The 21,505-nt window shown below is 52.1% G+C and carries 1 protein-coding gene (cut by a window edge); it reads right to left on the bottom strand.

Annotated features, from left to right (window positions below; genetic code table 11):
- Positions 1–21,505, bottom strand: partial view of a non-ribosomal peptide synthase/polyketide synthase gene (locus tag C400_RS28270; protein WP_232795422.1) — the 5' portion only. It extends 3,176 nt beyond the left edge of the window; the window shows 21,505 of its 24,681 coding nt (coding positions 1–21,505); the start codon lies at positions 21,503–21,505; its stop codon lies off the left edge, out of view.

The following is a 21,505-nucleotide window of genomic DNA, read 5'->3' as shown; positions in this document are numbered from 1 at the left end:
CGATTTTTCCGTTCGGTGTCAGCGGCATCTGCTCCAGCTGGATGAAGTACGAAGGCACCATGTAGTTGGGCAGTTCCTCACCCAATAAGCTGCGCAGCTCACCCGCGCTGACTTCTCTTTCAGCGACATAGTACGCCACCAGTTGGTTTTGTCCCTGCTCGTCCGCTTGGGCCAGGACGATGACCTCTTGCACGTCCTCCACTTTCAATATTTGTGCCTCGACCTCGCCCAGTTCGATCCGGTAACCCCGGATTTTCACTTGATGATCGATCCGGCCCAAGTATTCGATGTTGCCGTCCGGCATCCATCTCGCCAAGTCCCCCGTACGGTACATTCGTTCATAGCCTGCTTCGCCAGCCGCAAACGGGTTCGGTACAAATTTCTCCGCCGTCAGTTCTGGACGATCCAAATATCCACGCGCCAGACCCGGACCAGACACGCACAGTTCACCTGCTACGCCGACCGGAGCCAAATGTCCATGCACATCCACCATGTATACCCGATGATTCGGCATAGGACGTCCAATGGAAATGAGTTGTCCTGCCCTTTCATCCTCGGATACTGGCCAGATCGACGTCGCCACCGAGTTTTCGGTTGGACCGTAGCCATTGTAGTACGCCACCTGATCCTTCCACTTGTATACCAATTCTGTGGAAGAGGCTGAACCCGCGGTGAACAAAATACGCAGATTTGGCATCCGCTGCGGCTCCAGATACACCGCATAGGTCGGCGGCAAAGCGGCCACTGTGATGTGGTGATCGGCCATATACTGCTCAAACCGTTCGTAGTTCAAAATCGTCTCTGTCGTTGGCACGTATAACGTGGCGCCGCAGAACAGCGCTTGGAAGATTTCCCAGCAAGCTGCATCAAACGAGTAGCTGGCGAACAGCAGTGCATGATCCGACGTACGGATCTTGAGCGTCTGATCAAAATACGTTTTCAGATTGCACAGCCCATGGTGCTCCAGCATCACGCCCTTCGGCTGCCCCGTCGTCCCTGACGTATAAATCACATACGCCAAATCATTCGGGCCGGACCCCGGCTCCAGGTTGGAGCCATCCTCGTGATACACACTTTGTGCTCCATCCAGCACCAGCACTTGACCATCGATAACTGCTTTGTCCACCAGATGACTTTGTGTCAACAGCAGCTTCGCTCCCGAGTCGTCCAGCATGTAGCGGATACGTTCCTCCGGATAGGTTGGATCGATAGGAACATAGGCGCCCCCAGCCTTCAAAATCCCAAAGATGCCCACGATCATGTCCACCGAGCGCTCAGTCATCAGACCCACCAGACGATCCTTCGTCACGCCTTGACTGCGCAAGGTACGAGCCAATTGATTGGCGCGTTCATTCAGCTCACGATAAGTCAGCGTCTCTCCTTCAAAGAACAAGGCTGTCTGCTCCGGTGTCTGCGCCGTTTGCGCCTCGAACAAGCCGTGAATCGTTTGCTCGCTTGGATACACTGCTACTGTATTGCCCCAGACCTCAACGATTTGCTCGCGCTCCTGCACCGTAACCATATCCAGCTCACACACGCGAATGTCTGGATTCGCTGTCACTTGCTCCAGCAGCTGTACCAGATGACCTCGAATGTGCTCTACGCTTTCCCATTCAAAGGCCAAGGCATTATACCCAAAGCTCATGTGAATGGTATTCCCCGGCAGCACTACCACGTTAAAGTTATAGTTGGTCTGCTCGACAGACTCGGCTCCTGTGATGGTGAAGCTGGCCGCCTCACCGCTACCTAATTGCTCAATTTGCTCCTCGACCGGATAGTTCTCAAAAATAAGAATATGATTGATCAAATCCTGCTTAAGCTCTGACAGCCCCTGAATTTCATACAGCGGATACGTATCATACACATGGGAAGCAATCGATTGCTCCTGGGTTTGCTTCATCACGTCGGAGAATAGATTGTCCACTTGACTGCGGATACGCACCGGAATCGTATTGATAAACAGACCAATGATGTGCTCCACATTCGGAATGTCTGCCGGACGTCCAGATACCACGCTGCCAAACACGACATCATCGGTGCCATTATATTTTTGCAGCAAAAGGCCCCAAACGGTCTGCATCAACGTATTGATGGTCACCTGATAACGCTTGGCTATACGCTGAATACCAGCGGTTAGCTCTACGCCCAAATCAAAATCCAGACGCGCTGCCTGATATCCCGCCTTGCCCTGAATTTTTGCCTGTGGCAAACGGGACTGCTCCTCATATCCATCCAGCACCTTGCTCCAGTAGCTTGATGAGGCCTGACGATCCTGCTGCTCCAGCCATTCGATATATTGACTGTACGGCGTTACAGGGGCCAGTTCCGGTTGTTTATGGGCCAAGATCGCAAAATAGCTTGTAAACACTTCATTTGTCACCAGTGACAAGCACCAGCCGTCCATCACGATATGATGGAAGCTCCATACAAAACGGTACGTATCCTCACCTGTGCGCAACACAGCAACACGCATCAAAGCGTCTTGTGCCAGATCAAAACCTCTTTGCTTGTCTTTACGCGTAAATTCGAGGATGTACTCGTTTTGCTGCTCTTCCTCCATATCCCGCAAATCCTCAACATACAGTTCACTGCGCTTATTCCGGTATACAACCTGAAGCGGTTCATCCTTCCAGCCGCTGTAGAAGTTCGTGCGCAGTACCGTATGCCGCTGCACCAAGACATCCAAACTGGCCGCAAATGCAGCAATATTAAAATGTCCGCGCAGATTAAAGGATGCCTGTTCAAAATACGCTCCCGATTGCGAATCCATCAGATTGTAAAAGAGCATCCCCTTTTGCATTGGCGTCAGTGCGTATACATTTTCCAGCTCACCGATACGTGCCGCCTGTTCCGCAATCTGCTCCAGCTCTCCAGTCGTTAAGCCTTTGAAGGATACATCACTTGGCGTCAGTTCCGGTTGTTCCTGAGCCGCACAATGCGCAATGACCTCTTGCAAAGCGGATTGCAGCAGTCCCGCCACACGCTCCAGCGTTTCTTTACGATACTGCTTACGGCTGTAAGCAATTGTCAAACGCAGCGTGCCTTCCGAGATCATCGCGTTTAAATCCAGCGTGTACGGCAAGCGGGAATGGGCATCCTCTGTCTCCCCTGCATGGTAGGACGACAACGTGATTCCACTGTTTTGCAGATCCTGATCGACCTGCCCCAAGTAGTTAAAGCTGATTTCCGGTTCGGCTGCAATCGCACGGTCATTCGATCTGGACCCAGAGGACAGGTAACGCCAAATGCCATAGGTCAGCCCTTTATGCGGAATCCGGCGCAAGCCTTCCTTGGTTTCTTTAATCCGCTGAGCCAGTGTCATTTCCTTGCTGGTCTCCAGCAACACCGGATACAAGCTCGTAAACCAGCCGATCGTACGCGTAATATCCACCTCTGGCAGGATCGTTTCCCGGCCGTGTCCCTCCAGATTCACCAGCACATGGCCTGCGCCTGTCCAGTTGTGCAGCGCGAGTCCCAGCGCGGTCAGCAGCAAATCATTGACCTCGGTGTTGTAGGCGCGATGAGCCTGCTTCAGCAGTTGCTCGGTTTCAGCTTCGCTCCACGCTACGGTCAGCACTTCGCTGTCTGCGTTTAAGGAGCCCTCGTAGGCAAAATCCTTAGGCAGCGGCGTAGCTTCCGCTTTGGCCTGTTCCAGCTGCTTCCAATACGACGCATCCGAGGCAGCCTCAGGACGATTGGCGTAAGAAGATAACTCCTGTGCCCAAGTTTGGAAGGAATCTGTTTTATACGGCAATCGTACGGACTCGCCCTGGATCGCCTGCTCGTAGCCTGTCGAGAAATCTTCGAACAAGATCCGCCACGACACTGCGTCCACCACCAAATGGTGAATGGCGATCAGTAGATGGTCGCCCTCAGTGGTACGGAACCATCCCAGCTTCACCAACGGTCCTGCGGACAGGTCCATGCTGCTTTGGATTTCCGTTGCCTTCACTTCCAGCGCTTCCGCATAAGCGGACTGTTCACGGTAGTCCACCGTTTCCAGCGTATACAGCGTGCGCTCGTCTACACCGCGTGTCCAAGCTGTATAACCAGCGGAAGTCTGACGGAAAACCGTACGTAGCGCATCATGGTGCTTCACGATGTGGTCCATCACTTGACGAACCACTGCCTCTTTAAAGCCCTCAGCGCGATAGAGCAGGACCGCCTGATTAAAGTGCTGCGGACGCTCGCGCTCCTGCGCAAAGAACCAATGCTGGATCGGAAGTAGCGCCGTTTCCCCGCTCACTTCTTCTTGATTGGCCATACGACGGACCTCATGCATATGCGGTGCCAGGGCTGCAACTGTCGGATATTGGAACAAATCCTTCATGTCCAGCTTATAGCCGGCCTGGAACGCACGGGATGCGATTTGGATGGCTTTGATCGAATCGCCGCCCAGATCAAAGAAATTGTCCAAAATGCCGACCGTCTGTAGTCCCAGTACGGACTGCCAGACCGCGACCAGCGCGCGTTCTTGCGCCGTACGCGGCTCTGCATAATCGGCTCCGGTTTGCAGGCTGCCTTCCGGTGCCGGCAATGCCTTGCGATCGATTTTGCCATTAGGGCTCAGCGGCATTTGCTCCAGCTGTACAAAGTAGGACGGTACCATGTAGCTTGGCAATTCTCGGCCCAGCTCACTTCTCAGCTCGCTGGCTCCGATTTCTTGCCCCGCAACATAGTAGGCCACCATTTGTTTTTGGCCCGTTTCATCCGTACGAGCCATGACCACCGCTTCTCGTACCGATTCCACTTGGAGCAGCTGCGTTTCGACCTCGCCCAGTTCAATTCGGTAGCCCCGGATTTTCACCTGATGGTCGATCCGGCCCAGATACTCAATGTTCCCGTCCGGCATCCATCTCGCCAAATCGCCGGTGCGGTACATCCGTTCATAGCCTGCTTCCCCACCCGAAAACGGATCGGCAACGAATTTCTCTGCCGTCAGCTCCGGACGGTTCAGGTAACCGCGGGCTACGCCGACACCACCGATGCACAGTTCCCCTGCAACCCCAATCGGCTGCAATTGCTCCGTGCCTTCCTTGACGATGTACAGACGGATATTTTGAATCGGTTTCCCGATCGGAATCACTGCATATTCCTCATCCGGCTCGCAATCAAAGTACGATACGTCCACCGTCGCTTCGGTTGGTCCATACAGGTTGACCAGCTTCGCTCCGGCCAGGCTCGACACGAGCCGCTGGAACCGGGCCACATGCTGTGGCGGCAACGCTTCACCACTGGCAAAGACATGGCGCAGCGTGCCCAGCTTCGCTTGCATCACTTCTCGTGGCTGCTGCTCCACATACTCCAGGAATGCACGCAGCATGGCGGGTACAAAGTGCATTGTAGTCACGCCGTCGCGGGCAATCGTGTCCACGATGTCTTCCGGGTTCTTTTCCCCGCCCACGGACAACAGGCTTACCTTCGAGCCGACCATTGACCACCAGAACAGCTCCCACACCGACACGTCGAAGGTGAAGGCGGTCTTTTGCAGAATCGTATCTTCCGCACTCAAGCCGTAGCGATTATGCATCCACAAAATCCGGTTCAGCACGGAATGATGCTCCACCATCACGCCCTTCGGTTTTCCCGTGGAGCCAGAGGTATAAATGACATAGGCGACATGGTGCGGTCCAGCCAGGGGCTCTAGATTTGAACTGTCTTCGTGATAGATGTCCTCGCGATCCAGTACCAGCACTTGGCCGTCAAAACTCAGCGAGGCTTGCTCCGCCAGATGCGCTTGCGTCAGCACCAGCTTCGCTCCCGAGTCCTCCAGCATAAAGCGGATACGATCGGCCGGATATTCCGGATCAATCGGCACATAGGCTCCGCCGGCCTTGAGGATCGCATAGATGCCTACGATCATGTCCAGTGAACGGTGGACCAGAATACCCACGGGCTGATCCGGCTGAACCCCTTGCGCACGCAACGTCCGCGCTAAACGGTTGGCTCGTTCGTTCAGCTCCGCGTAGGTCAACGACTCCGCTCCGCACAACACCGCCACTTGCTCTGGTGTGTTCACTGCCTGCTGCTCAAACAGACTGCTTAGCGTCTGATCCTGCGGATAGGCTGCCGCCGTATCTCCCCATACCTGTACGATTTGCGCCTGTTCTTCCGCTGTTACCAATGCCAGCTCATCCACACGGATATGCGGATTCTCCACGATTTGTCCGATGACGTGGTCGATATGACCTTGGATACGCTCCATTGCAGACCGGTTATACACCAGCGCATTGTACTCAAGTAGGATAGAGATATCCTCGTCAGGTACGACAATCAGGTTAAAATCGTAGTTGGTTTGCTCTGTAAGTTCCACATTAGCAATGGAGAAGCCTGTGTGTGCGTCCGCTTCGCCGGAACCGCCCATCTGCTTCATCTGCTGCCCGATGGGATAGTTTTCAAAGACCATGATGTGATTGATCAGGTCTTGTTTTTGTTCAGTCCGTGCCTGAATGTCGTAGAGCGGGAACGTGTCATAGACACTGGAGGCCAAAGCCTGTTCCTGCGTACGCTGCAATACGTCAGCAAATGTAGCATCCTGTGCACTGCATATGCGTACCGGAATCGTGTTGATAAACAAACCGATCATGCTCTCCACACCTGGAATTTCTGCCGGACGACCGGATACCACACTACCAAACACGACATCCTGATGATTATTGTATTTCTGTAAAATAACGCCCCAAATGCTTTGCAGCAATGTGTTAATCGTGACATGTTGTTGCTTGGCCATTTGGTTTAATGCGGCACTCCGTTCTTTACCCAACATAAATGGCAGCTTTTCCAAAACATAGCCGGAATTTGAACTTTGACCGCTTCGGTTGGTATCTTCATCCCGTTCTGCTACAGAAACTTGCGCATTCTCACTAGGCAACAAGGTTTGCTGCTCAAAACCTGCCAAATAGTCACTCCAATAACGAGATGCTTCCTGTGCATCTTGGTGTTCCAACCATTCGATATAGTCACTATACGGCTTGACAGGTGCAAGCTCTGGCTGCTTGTTCTCCAGCAAGGCAGCATATGCACTAAATACTTCGTCTGTCATTAGTGACAGGCACCAGCCATCCATTACGATATGATGGAAGCTCCATACAAAACGGTATGAGCGATCACCCGTGCGGAAGACGGCTACGCGCATGAGCGCATCCTTGCTTAAATCAAAGCCTCTGGCTTTATCCTGAGACACAAATTCAGCTACAGCCTGTTCACACCCTCTGACATCCTCATAACGGAAGCTCGGATCTTTATGACAATAGACGATTTGCAAGGGTTGACCATGCCAGCCGCTGTAGAAATTCGTCCGTAATATAGCATGCCGGCTAACCAGCAGCTTCAAGCTATCCTCGAATATAGATGGCGCAAAGTGGCCTTCAAGTTCAAAGGTAGCCTGCTCAAAATACACCCCTGTTTCTGCATTCATCAGACTGTGGAACAGCATCCCCTTTTGCATGGGGGTCAATGGGTACACATTTTCCAATTCCCCGACCGCCTTGGTCTGCGCCTTAATCGTATCGAATTGCTCCAGGGTCAGACCTTTAAACAGTACATCACTTGGAGTCAATTCGGCCTGCTCCCGTGTAACACAATGCTCGATCACTTCAAGCAGATTGGATTTCAACAGATTGGCTAGCATTTCGACTGTGTCCTTACGGAAGGCTTTGCCATTATACCGAATGTCGAGTTCCAGGATGCCATTGGTTACGATTCCACTCACATCGAGCGCATATTTCAACTTCGTCCGGCCACTCACGACCGATCCCATCGAATAAGGAGACATGCGGATATCGCTGTTTGGCAAGTCTTGATCCAACTGTCCGAGGTAGTTAAAGCTTACTTGTGGCTCGGCAAAAGCTTGATGTTGACCAACGGCTTGGCCGGATTCACTCCAATATCTCCAAATTCCGTAGCCCATTCCTTTATTCGGAATATGGCGCAGACTCTCTTTGACCCGTTTGATGCGTTCCGACAAAGCGTGACCACGACCGATATCCAGCCACACCGGATATGGACTCGTAAACCAGCCTACCGTACGAGAAATGTCTGTATCCGGCAAAATGTTCTCCCGTCCGTGTCCCTCTAAATGAATCAGGCTGCGTTCATGCCCCGTCCACGTGTACAGCGTCATGCCTAGTGCAGTCAGCAGCAAAGCGTTCACTTCCGTGTTGTACGCGCGGTGTGCTTGCTTCAATAGTTTTTCTGTCTCTTCTTCCGTAAGCTGGAAGACCACTGTATCCGTGTCAGCTAGGATAAACGGTTCGGCCTCCGCTTGATCCTCAGGCAAACGTACTTGGTCAGCCAAAGCGGTTGCGTTCCATTGCTCCCAGTAGGCGTATTCGCTGTCCATGGCTGCGCTATGCGCATACTTGAAAAGTTCTTGCGACCAGAAGCGGAATGAATCCGTTTTGTCTGGTAACTGAAGTACCTCTGCATGAATGGCCTGTTCATAGGCTACGGCCAAATCCTCGAATAAAATACGCCATGATACCCCGTCCACGACCAAATGGTGAATCGCCATCAGGAGATGATCCCCATCTGCACAGTGGAACAAACCAGCCTTCAACAGCGGCCCTGCATGCAGCTGGATACTGCTTTGAATTTCACTGGCTTTCGTCTCCATGGCTGCGCTGAGCGTGGCTTCATCCGTCAAGTTTGTAAAGTCCACCACATCCAGGTGATACAGCTCGCCTTCCTGTACTCCGCGGTTCCAGGCTTCATAGCCTTGCTCGGTCTTGCTGAATACCATCCGCAGAGCATCATGGTGCGCTGTGAGTTTGCCAAGTGCCTGACGCAAAGCGGACTCATCAAAACCCTGCTCCCGGTGCAGCATCACCGCCTGATTAAAGTGATGTGCGTCTACTTGCTCCTGGGCAAAGAACCAATGCTGGATGGGAGACAAAGTTGTTGCCCCGCTCACTTCTCCCTGATCTACCCTACGGCTTACCTCGTGCATATGCGGTGCCAGCGTTGCGACGGTTGGATAGCGGAACAAATCCTTCATGTCCAGCTTGTAGCCTGCCTGGAACGCACGCGATACGATTTGAATCGCCTTGATCGAATCGCCGCCCAGGTCAAAGAAATTGTCCAAAATCCCGACAGTGGGCACGCCCAGGATGGACTGCCAGATCGCTACGAGTGTCCGTTCCGTTACAGTTCGTGGCGCTGCATAATCTGCACCGCTGTGTAGACTGCCTTCCGGTGCTGGCAGGGACTTGCGGTCGATTTTGCCGTTCGGTGTCAGTGGCATCTGCTCCAACCAGATGAAATACGACGGCACCATATAGCTTGGCAGCGCTTGTCCCAGCTCCTGTCTCAGCTCACTACTTCCAAGCTCTTGACTTGCAACGTAGTACGCCACGAGCTGGGTTTGACCCGTTTCGTCTGTACGGGCCATGATGACTGCTTCTTGTACGGACTCCACCTGCAGTAGCTGCGATTCGATCTCGCCCAGTTCGATCCGGTAGCCCCGGATTTTCACCTGATGGTCCATCCGACCCAAATATTCAAGGTTGCCGTCCGGCATCCATCTCGCCAAATCGCCTGTACGATACATCCGCTCCTGGTCTGCCTTGTCACCAGCGAACGGATGATTCACAAATCTCTCAGCCGTCAGTTCTTCACGTTTCCAGTACCCGCGAGCCAAGCCTTCCCCGGCAATACATAACTCACCCGGCACACCGACGGGCTGCAATTCCCCATTCGCATTCAGGATATATATTTGGGTATTCGCGATAGGGCGTCCGATGTTAATTTGTTGAGCATGGGTCAGTTCCTGCACGGTCGACCACACCGTCGTTTCTGTAGGTCCGTACATGTTATAAATCCGGGGACCGTTGATTTCTTGCAGTGCTGCAAGCAGCTTGGACGGCAGGGCTTCGCCCCCCACCATTATAGCCTTCACGCCTTGCAGCGCCCGGGAACCTGCTTCATGACCCAGCAGCATTTGCAACCGGGACGGTGTCATTTGCAACATCTCAATATGATGATGAGCAATCAATTCACCCAGAGCCTGTGGATTCACCTGATGCTGGTGGTCGCCAAGCACCACCGTCATTCCGCCTAACAGTGGCAGGATGGTCTCCAAGACAAAAATGTCGAAAGAAATGGTCGTGAGTGACAACATCGTTTGGCTCGTTTCAAAGTCAATGACTTCGCGCATCCCGGTAATAAAGTTGAGGACCGAGCGATGCTGGAGCATAACTCCTTTCGGATTTCCCGTCGAACCAGAGGTATAGATGACGTAAGCCAAATGCTCTGGTTTGGCAATCGATTCCAGGTTACTGTTTTCTCCCTGATACAATGCTGCATCCTCAAGAAATAGGGCATTGGCGTGGCAATGGTGCTCTTCTGCTAAATCACGACGGGTCAGAAGCACTGTGGCCTCGCTATCTTCCAGCATGTATTGAATACGAGAGGACGGAAATTCGGGATCGATCGGCACATAAGCACCGCCTGCTTTTAGCACAGCCAGCAGACCTACGATCATTTCCACGGAGCGCTGCACCATCAGACCAACCAGTTTGTCAGGTCCTACTCCCTGTGCTTGAAGGATGCGTGCCAATGAGTTGGCTCGTTCATTCAGCTCTCGATACGTCAGACGCCGATGTTCAAACACCAATGCCACCTGATCCGGCGTACACTCCACCTGCTCCTCGAACAGCTGATGGATCGTTTGATGAGACGGAAATGCACAAGCGGTATCATTAAAGGCCGCTATAATTTGCTGTTTTTCCGCTGCTGTGAGTAGTTCCAGCTCTTCCACTCGAACATGCGGGTTGAGCGAGATTTGCTCCAAGAGACGCGCAAAATGTCCATACAGACGTTCAATACCTGCTTGATCAAAGCTGAGCGTGTTATACATAAAACGAATCTTGATGCCTTCACCTGGCATCACGACAACGTTCAGATCGTAGTTGGTTTCCTCTGTAGACACCACGTTTGAAATTGTGAAGGGATCCTGTCCATCACTGCCCAGTTGCTCTACCTGCTGCTCCACCGGGTAATTTTCAAATATCATAATATGGTTGATTAAATCCTGCTTCTGCTCGGTCAGCGCTTGAATTTCATACAGCGGGAACGCATCGTAGGCATTGGAAGCCAGCGCCTGCCGCTGTGTTCGTTTCATCAGCTCGACAAAGGTTTCACCTGGTTCAGACTGCACACGCACTGGAATTGTATTGATAAATAGCCCGATCATGTGCTCCACACCTGGAATATCCCCTGGACGACCGGACACAACGCTGCCGAACACGACATCCGTACTGTTGTTATATTTCTGCAATAAGACGCCCCATACCGTCTGAATCAGCGTATTGATCGTGACCTGATTTTGCTTCGCCACCCGTTCGATCTGGGCAACCAGCTCTGGCTGGAATTCGCAATCCAGATCTTCAGCGATATATTCCCCAGCTTGCATTGATTTCGGCAGTGTTTTTTGCTGTGGAAGCGTAATTTGCTGCTCGTAGTCCGCCAGATACCCACGCCAGTATTGCAGGGCTGCCTCACGATCCTGACGTTCCAGCCATTCGATAAATCGGCTGAACGGCGTGACAGGCTCCAGCACTGGCTCATCACCCGCACGCAGTGCCAGATAGCTACCGAATACTTCCTGGGTCATAAAGGACAAGCACCAGCCATCCATCAAAATGTGATGGAAGCTCCAGATAAAGTGATACGTTTCATCCCCAGTTTGCAGGATCGAGATACGAAGGAGTGCATCCTCTGCGAGATTAAATCCCTTCGCTTTATCGGCAAGGGTAAAAGCCTCCACACGCGCTTTTCGTTCCTCTTTTTCTAGTCCTCGCAGGTCTTCATAATATAATTGTCCGCTGCGATTGCGGAAGACGACCTGTACAGGCTCATCCTTCCATGAGTTGATAAAGTTCGTCCGCAGGGCCTCATGACGCTGTACGAGCAGATCCAAGCTCTTACCGAAAGTAACCACATCGAAGCGCCCATTCAACTCAAAGGATGCCTGCTCAAAATAAGCCGCCGAATTCTCATCCATCAGGCTGAAAAAGAGCATACCCTTTTGCATCGGTGTCAAAGCATACACATTTTCCAGCTCGCCCAGATCTCGCGTATCTTCCACCAATTGCTCCAGTTCGTCTAGCGTTACCTGTTTTAACAGCACATCACTTGGGGTCAGCACCGTTCTTTCTTGGGTGACACAATGATGAATGACTTCACGCAAGCCGGATGCCAGCAGTTCTCCCAGCCGTGCAATCGTTTCATGACGGAACTGCGTTGTACCGTAGCGAATCGTGAACACCAACTCGCCATCCTCGATTAATCCGTTGATATCCAGCGCAAAATCCATAGTCGCGTTCGTGCTGACAGGCACACCGATGGAATAGGATGAAGGCTGTAGATCGTTGCCTTTATAATCCTGATCGAATTGGCCCAAATAGTTAAAACTGATCTCAGGCTGAGCCTGTAACTGTACGCCTGCTTTCTCTAGCACATTTAGATCCGACAGGTATCGTAAAATCCCATAGCCGATGCCCTTTTGCGGAATATGACGCAGCCCTTCTTTGGTCCGCTTGATCAGGCGAGCAGTATGTCCCCCTTCTCCCAGACTTCCATCCAGGACAACCGGGAATTGGCTCGTAAACCAGCCGACCGTGCGCGTAATATCCACATCCGGCACAATGGCTTCCCGTCCATGGCCCTCCAAGTTGATCAGCACTCGTTCAGAACCCGACCAGTCATAGACGGCTTTTCCGAGCGCGGCTAGCAACAGGTCATTCATTTCCGTGTTGTACGCGCGATGAGCTTGTTTGAGCAACTGCTCAGTTTCCTGCTTCGTCCAGCGGACCGTCACCACCTCACTGTCTCCCAGCCGTGCCTTGTCATTTGCAAAATCCTTCGGCAAAGGCTTCGCGAGGCTTGCTTCGGCTTGTTCGATATGCTGCCAGTAAGCCAGCTCCTGCTCCATCGTCGCACTGTTGGCATAGGCTGACAGTTGTTTGGCCCATACCTGGAACGAATCTGTTTTATGCGGCAGCCGAATAGCTGTGCCGGTTTGACCTGCAACTGCCTGCTCATAACCAGATGCCAAATCCTCCAGTAAAATACGCCACGATACACCGTCCACCACCAAATGATGAATGACGATTAATACATGGTCGCCCTCAGCACAATGAAACAGACCGAGCTTCACCAGTGGACCCGCGCTCAAATGAATGCTGGCTTGAATTTCACTCGCCTTAGCTTCAACAGCGGCAGATTCGTCTTCCACTCCGCTGAAATCTACAATATCCAGCGTGTATAGCTCGCCTTCATCTACACTGCGGTTCCAAGCGACATAGCCCTGCTCCGTCTTACGGAATACCGTGCGCAGTGCGTCATGATGCTGGACCATACGGTCCATCGTACGGCGCAATGCATCGACGTCAAAGCCCCCAGCTCGGTACAGCATCATCGCCTGGTTGCTGTGGTGCAGATCAGCCGGCTGCTGCTCGAAGAACCAGCGCTGAATAGGTGTTAGTTCCACCTGGCCTACTGCCTCTTCCTGACTGGCCATCTTGCCATCGGTACGAAGCAACGGACTGAGTGCCGCTACCGTCGGGTAGCTGAAGAGGTCTTTCATGTTCAGTCGATAACCTGCTTGTAGCAAGCGGGAGGATACTTGCAAGGCTTTGATCGAATCGCCGCCCAGCTCGAAGAAGTTATCCTGCGTGCCTACGGCCTCCACGCCAAGCACTGCGGCCCATACCGCAGCCAGTACTTGCTCCACCGTAGTACGCGGTTCCACATAGGCTGCTCCGGTATGAATGCTGCCTTCCGGTTCCGGCAAAGCCTTGCGGTCGATTTTGCCGTTGCTGGTCAGCGGGATCGTCTCCAGTCGCATCAGGCGTGCAGGCACCATGTGCGCTGGCAGTCCTGCTTCCAGCGCGGCCTGTACTTCCTCGATCCGCAGCTCGGTTTCTCCCGTGATGTATCCACACAAATACTTGTGTCCACGCTCGTCCGTCCGGTCGATGACTACGACTTGACGCACACCCGGTACCCGCTGGATCGCCGTTTCAATCTCGCCTAGTTCAATCCGGTAGCCCCGGATTTTGACCTGATAGTCCATCCGGCCGATAAAGTCCACATTGCCGTCTGGCATCCACCGCGCCAAATCGCCGGTGCGATACAGTCGTTCACCCGGCACGTACGGATTCGCTATGAATTTCTCGGCTGTCAGGTCCGCACGGTTCAGGTATCCCCGTGCGACCCCGGCACCGCCAATGCATAGCTCACCCAGTACGCCAATCGGCACCGGATTCAGCTGGCTGTCCACGATGTAGAAGCGTGCGTTCAGCCATGCCTGACCAATCGGCACATTCCCGCTGCTTGGCAGCTTCGACAGCTCTTCGTCGTAGAAGCTGGAGTCAATCGCCGCTTCCGTGACGCCATAGCTGTTGATGATACGGATATCTGCGCCAAACCGTTCTTGCAGCACTCGGTAGTCCGTCACGCTGCAGCTATCTGAGCTCGTAATCAGCAGCTCCAGACTGCTCATGTCCAGCCCGTGTTCATGCACATGCTGCATAAACGGTACGATCAAGGCTGGAGTCGATTCGAACACGGTAATCTGATAATCGCGAATCCATCCGTATAGACGGCTTGGGTCAATCCGGTCGTCTTTCGGGCAGATGACCATCGTGCCGCCGTTATAAAGCGCCCGTGCAATATCACCGACAAAAACATCGAAGGAGAAGCTGGCCAGTTGCAGCAGTCGGACTGGGAACTGGTTCAGACGGTAATCCCGGCGATACGCCGCAGCTGTATTCACCAAGCTGCGATGCTCGATCATGACGCCCTTCGGACGTCCTGTTGTCCCCGACGTGTAGATCACATACGCCAGATCGTGTGGCTCGTTGATGTGATCGACGTCTGTGACATCTCCGGTATACAGCGATTCATCGTCTAGTGCCAATACAGTACGCAGACGCAGCCCTGTTACCGGTTCGGATGCTGCTTCGCTGTCAGACTTCGAATCTGCTTTCAAGCTTACGCCTTCATTCAGACGGTCTCTTTCCATCGTTTCAGCGCTAACCGCCGTCTCCAGCACACCCTCGCTCTTTCCTTCGCCCATAGCCCATTGGCTTTCCTCCAGCCAACCCTGTGCGCGCTCCTGCAAGCCGATTTGCGTTAGCAGCACCGTCGCACCGCTGTCCTCCAGCATGAAACGAATTCGTTCGGATGGATAATCTGCATCTAGCGGTACATAGGCGCCTCCTGCCTTCCATACCGCTAGTACGCCGACCAGCATGTCTACCGAACGCTCGCTCAAGATGCCGACAATCGATTCGCGTCCAATGCCCTCATTCCGCAATCTACGGGCCAGTTGGTTCGCACGCTCGTTCAACTCACGGTACGTAAGCTGCTCCTCCTCGTATACAACGGCCACATGATCCGGCACAAGCTGCGCTTGTTCTTCCACATAGGCGTGGAACAACAATTCGGATTCCTTTTCATCACTCCATGCAGCTACGCCCACGGATCCAAAACCATCGATAATTTTCGCTTTTTCCGCAGTAGTCACCAGCTCAAGCTCATCCACCAGTGCATCTGGTCGGTGAATCGCTTCTTCAATCATATGCAGCAAATGCTCACGGATTTGCTCTACAGCTGTACGTTCCAACACCTGCGCGTTGTACTCCAAATGGACATGGATTTCATCGCCTGGCACCACGGTGATGTTGAAATCATAGTTTGTTTGCTCTGACATGGAAGCATTGGCAATCGTAAAGCCATTGTTCCCGCGGCTACCCATCTGCTCCATGCGCTGCTCCACGGGGTAGTTTTCAAACACGATAATATGGTTCACCAGGTCCTGCTTCTGCTCGGTCAGGGCCTGAATTTCATACAAGGGATAGGTTTCATAGGCACGGGAAGCCAGTGCCTGCTCCTGAAGCTGCTTCATCAGCCCAGCAAATGTCATCTCTTTCTCACTGTGAACTCGTACAGGAACCGTATTAATGAACAACCCAATCATTTTGTCGATGCCCGGAATATCTGCTGATCTGCCGGATACGACACTGCCAAATACCACATCCCGACTATTGTTATACCGCTGTAACACAACGCCCCACGCTGCTTGCAGGAATGTATTGACTGTCACTTGCTTCTGCTTAACCAGCTTGTTCATCCGCTCCGTCACTTCACGGCCCAGTGTAAATGAAAGCTTGTCCGCTTCATATGCTTTTGCATGACCGTCCAGCTGTTTGACCTGCGGCAATACGGTCTGCTGCTCAAAGCCCGCAAAATAATCGCTCCAGAACCGTTCTGCCTCCGCGTTGTCCTGTCGATCCAGCCATTCAATATATTCGCTGTATGGCGTTACCGGAGTAAGCTCCGGCTTACGGTCTTCGAGGATGGCAAAGTACGTATGAAACGCTTCCCCGACAACCAGGAACAAGCACCAGCCGTCCATCAAAATATGATGGAAGCTCCACACAAAACGGTACGACTCCTCACCTGTACGTAAAATAGACACCCGCATTAGCTCGCCGGAGCTGAAATGAAAGCCTTCGGCTTTGTCGCGCTCGGCAAAATCAGCAAGGTATGCGTCCTGCTCTTCTTGTCCCATTGAACGTATATCTTCAAACCGGAATCCAGCCGCTTTATGGCGGTACACTACCTGTAAAGGCTGCTCATTCCAGCCACTATAAAAATTCGTTCTGAATATTTGATGGCGACCCACCAGCTGGTTGAGGCTTTCGGCAAAAGCCTCCACTTGGAAGCTGCCTTGCAGATCAAATGTCGCCTGCTCAAAGTACGCCCCGGATTGCGGCTCCATGAAGCCGTGGAACAGGATGCCTTTTTGCATAGGGGTTAACGAATAAATGTTTTCCAGTTCTCCAGCAGCAGCCGTCTGCTCTACAATATGATCCAGTTCTACAGCCGTCAGTCCTTGGAAGGACAAGTCGCTTGGGGTCAGCTCCGGCAACTCTTTAGCCACACAGTGAGCCAACACCTCACGCAAGCTCTCCTGCAGCAGATCAGCCAGTTTTTTAACCGATTTTTTCATGAACATTTTGTTGCTGTAGCTGATCGTCAGTTCCAGGGCACCGTCCGTGATCATGCCGTTGATATCCAGAGCATACCGCTTGGTCAACGTGTCACTCATGGAAGCTCCGACGGAATAAGGAGACATGCGGAATGCATTCTGCTTCAAATCCTGATCGAATTGGCCGAGATAGTTAAAGCTGATTTCCGGCTCGGCCACAAAAGTGGCTTCTTCTGCCCTGTCAGCAAGATATCTCAAAATTCCGTATCCAATCCCTTTATGCGGCAAACGGCGTAGTCCTTCCTTGACGTTCTTGACACGCTGTCCCACATTCCGGTCCTCGCCCATATCCAGGACCACTGGGAATTGGCTGGTAAACCAACCGACGGTGCGCGTAATATCCATATCCGGCAAAATGGCTTCCCGTCCATGCCCCTCCAGATTCACAAGCACCTGACCGATGCCTGCCCACTCCTGAACGGCCGTACCCAGAGCTGTGAGCAGCAGGTCGTTTGCTTCTGTATTGTAGGCCCGATGGGCTTGTTTCAAAAATTGTTCCGTTTCTTCGACCGTCCACGCTACGGTCAGTGTCCGATCATCGCGAAGCTGTGGTTTGGCCTGAGACTTACGAGTGTAATCCTTAGGCAATGCCTCTTGTGCAGCACCAGCTCGCTCCACCTGCTCCCAATACGCACGCTCCTTCTCTAATGCTGCGCTAGTCGCATAGGTTGACAGCTGATCCGCCCACAGACGGAAGGAATCCGTCTTATTCGGTAAACGGACAGACTCGCCCCGTAAAGCCTGTTCATAGCCGGATGCCAGATCCTCCAGCAAAATACGCCAAGACACGCCGTCGACCACCAAATGGTGGATCGCTACCAACAAATGGTCTCCATCGGTGCAACGGAACAGACCCAGCTTCACTAGCGGTCCTTCATGTAGATGGATGCTACTTTGAATTTCGCTAGCTTTGCTCTCCAGCAAATGGGCAAAGTCAGACTCCTGGGTATAATCCACCACTTCGAGGTTATACAGCTCTCCTTCTTGCACGCCACGGTTCCATGCTTCATAACCACCCTCTGCATTTTGGCGGAATACGATGCGCAAAGCATCATGATGCTCGACAATGCATTGCAATGTTTGATGAAGCGCCGTTTCGTCCAAACGATCCTCACGGTGCAGCATCAGAGCCTGGTTATAGTGCTCAGGATTAGATGGCTGCTGTTCAATAAACCAGTGCTGAATTGGTGTCAAGGCCACGTTTCCTCTGACTTCTCCTTGATCGGACACGCGGGTCACCCGCTGCACCCGTCCATTCAGCTCAGCAATCGTTGGATACTGGAACAGTTCTCTCATTTCCAGCTTGTAACCATTTTGCAGCAATCTCGAAGACACCTGGATGGCCTTAATCGAGTCGCCTCCCAAATGGAAGAAGTTATCCAGTACACCAATTTGTTCGATACCCAGTACAGATTGCCATACCGATACCAATATCCGCTCTACCTCATTACGGGCGGCTACATAATCCTCGCCGGAATCCACGCTTCCCTCCGGCTGTGGCAACGCCCGCCGATCCACCTTGCCATTCGGTGTCAACGGCAATTGCTCCATCTGTACAAAATACGACGGCACCATGTAACCTGGCAATTCCTGGCTCAAGGCGCTTCGTAGCTCACTTGCCGTAATATCCGCAAGGGTGACTACATATGCGCAAAGCTGTTTTTGTCCCTGCTCATCCTCACGTGCAATGACGACGGCTTCTTGCACCGCCTCCAGCTTCAACAGCTGCGCTTCCACCTCGCCCAATTCAATCCGATAGCCACGGATTTTCACTTGCGCGTCGATCCGTCCTTTGTATTCCAGCGTCCCGTCCTCATTCCAGCGAACCAAATCGCCTGTACGGTAGCAACGCTCTCCACTGCGGAACGGACTATCTATGAACTTTTCAGCTGTTAAATCAGGACGATTCCGGTAGCCACGTGCCACCCCGTCGCCGCCGACGATCAGTTCACCCCATGCCCCCACAGGCTGAAGTTGCATGGAACGATCTACGACATACGCTGTGGAGTTGTGGATCGGACGCCCGATTGGCACTGCTTCCGATTGCACGCCAGCAATCGCATGAGTTGTAGAAAAAGTTGTATTTTCCGTCGGGCCATAGCCATTGATAATCCGTAGGGACGGATGAGCCTCAAGCACCCGGTTAATGTGCGGTACGGACAGCACATCACCGCCGACCAACAGTTCTTGTACCCCCTCAAACAACTCCAGATCCTGCTGGGATAGCTGGTTAAAGAGTGGCGCAGTCAGCCACATTGTTGTAATACCATGGCTGCGGACAGCTTCCTTGAGCTTCGGAGCGTCCAAAATAACATCCTGACTTACCAGTACAAGCTGTCCTCCATTCAGCAACGCACCCCAAATTTCGAAGGTGGACGCGTCAAAGACAACGGCGCCGGTTTGCAAAATGCGCGTGTCAGCACCCAGTTGCGCATAGTTTGTATTTTTCACCAAGCGCACAACATTGCGGTGTTCTACCATAACCCCTTTAGGCTGTCCGGTCGTACCCGAAGTGTACATAAGATAGGCAAGTCGATTACCAAATGTATGTGCTCCAGTAGTACTGTCTACGACAGACGAAGAAGATTCCTTTAAAAGGTCATTTTTCAGATTCGAATAATAGGTAAAATCTGCATGACTAGCTTCGTTTTGTTCCCCATGTATGTTATTTGCATCTTGATTATTCTCTGCCCCGTACACAGCGGCATCGCTCAGATCCAGCACAATTCCGGTGTAATCCTCCGGTTGCTGTTTCGCATGCTGCACCAGCAGCAACTCCGCTCCCGAATCTTCCAATAGGTAGCGCACACGTTCAGCCGGATAATCAGGGTCAATCGGCACATATGCGCCGCCCGCTTTGAGAATCGCCAGCATGCCGACGATCATATCTACGGAACGCTCAGCAACGATACCTACAGTTCGCTCAGCGGTAACACCGTTCCCGCGCAGCGTGTGAGCCAGCCGATTGGCTTTTACATTCAATTCGCCATAAGTTAAATGGGCGTTGTCAGACACAACTGCTGTCTGATTCGGTGTACGTGCCGCCTGTTCCTCAAACAGCTCATGAATGCCTGCTTCGTGTGGGTATTCCACTGCTGTAGCATTGAATACGTCGACGATTTCCACCCGTTCTTCCTCACTGATCAGCGACAATTCCTCTATCCGCTTGTGTGGGCCCTGTACCATATGCTCCGCCACACTCAAAAATTGTTGAATAATTCGAGCAATTTCCTGCTCACTAAACAGCTCGGTACGATAATCCAGGTATAATACGAGTCTATCGTCATCCAGCATTTCAACCATGTGAATATCGAAGTCGTTCACTGTATCTCCGCAGAAATCGTTATCCACCTGCTGAATCGCTTCATCAAAACGGGAGAAGCTCAAGGTACGGTACTGAATAGATGCCCCAAATAAACGTTGGATGTCCAGACTACTTTGCTGTTCGCGTAAATCTTGAATAATTTTGTTGTACGGGTAACGCTGATGCCGCAAAATGGACGCCTGCTCCTTCCCTACACCCTGCAAGAAGGCCAGCAGTTCGGATTCCGGTTCGACCAACAGACGAGTAGCCACGGTGCTGACGAACATGCCGATGGTATCCTTTTCTTTCTTAGACGTACGGTTGGCATAGAGAGTCCCTACGGTTAAGTCCTGCTCACCCGTCACTTTATGCAAATAAATATACAGAGCCGCCAGAAAGAACGTGAAAATACTGATTTTATGTTCCTCGCAAAAAGCCGTAACACCACGATACAATTCATGCTTCAGTATAAAACTCTCCCGGCGTGCAGCTGTGCTCAGTGTCAGCGGGTTATATGATTTTAAGCCTGTGGTCTCTGGCAAATCAGCAAACTTTTCCGTCCAATACGTCTTGTCCTTTTGATAACGGTCAGATTGCTCATAGCTTTGCTCTACCTGAATAAAATCCAGATAAGGATTGCCTTTGGTCGGTGCATCCTGACCTGTACCATGCACAATATTCATATAATGTCCGGTGATTTCATTAATGGCCTGATTCATGGACACGCCGTCCGAAATAATATGATGCATTTTAAAATTGAACCAGGTTTCTTCTACCCCTAGCTGTAAAATAACAAATCGGTACAGCTGCGAATCCAACAATGAGAACGGTTGTGGATTATGGCGCTTTAACCATTCATTCGCTTCTTCCGGGGTTACTTGAAGCGTTTCAATATTTTCCGCTGTAAACGGCTCTACATATTGATATGGGATTCCATCCTGAGCAGTGATTTTGATACGGAAAGAATCGTTTTGGGCAATCACTCGGTTCATTGCTTGCTGCAATGCATCTATACGAACAGTTCCTCTAATTTTTACAGTACCGATAATGGTTGAAGTGTTCCGATGAGGATACAAAAGCTCCGTATACCAAATACGTTGCTGTGGCTGGCTTAGGGAAAACAATTGAACATCTTGCTGTGTCAT

Origin of the sequence: Paenibacillus sp. ICGEB2008 (genome assembly GCF_000307675.1) — a bacterium.
Classification (GTDB): domain Bacteria; phylum Bacillota; class Bacilli; order Paenibacillales; family Paenibacillaceae; genus Paenibacillus; species Paenibacillus polymyxa.
The sequence above is the reverse complement of the archived record's forward strand: the minus strand, read 5'-3'. Positions and strand labels throughout refer to the sequence as shown.